The sequence below is a fragment of the Escherichia sp. MOD1-EC4550 genome, from assembly GCF_963876935.1.
GTDB lineage: Bacteria > Pseudomonadota > Gammaproteobacteria > Enterobacterales > Enterobacteriaceae > Escherichia > Escherichia coli_F.
In genome coordinates, this window is the sequence record NZ_CAWNSE010000039.1 from 1 (window position 1) to 353 (window position 353).

A 353-nucleotide genomic window follows, 5' to 3' on the forward strand; every position below is an offset into this window, starting at 1 on the left:
CAGTGTTTCAATTTTCAGCTTGATCCAGATTTTTAAAGAGCAAAACTTCGCAGTGAACCTTTGCAGGTACACTCTGAAGTATTTTTTATTTAATCACTACAGAGATGGTGGAGCTATGCGGGATCGAACCGCAGACCTCCTGCGTGCAAAGCAGGCGCTCTCCCAGCTGAGCTATAGCCCCATAACATGTAGTTAAAACCTCTTCAAATTTGCGGTGCAAATTTGGTAGGCCTGAGTGGACTTGAACCACCGACCTCACCCTTATCAGGGGTGCGCTCTAACCACCTGAGCTACAAGCCTGTAGAGGTTTTACTGCTCATTTTCATCAGACAATCTGTGTGAGCACTGCAAAG

At 46.2% G+C, this 353-nt stretch carries 2 tRNA genes; both read right to left on the bottom strand.

Features of this window, described 5'->3' with window-relative positions:
- Positions 1–105 precede the first annotated feature (105 nt).
- Positions 106–181, bottom strand: a tRNA-Ala gene (locus AACU19_RS20135).
- 42 nt (positions 182–223) lie between these two features.
- Positions 224–300, bottom strand: a tRNA-Ile gene (locus AACU19_RS20140).
- Between the last annotated feature and the right edge of the window lie 53 nt (positions 301–353).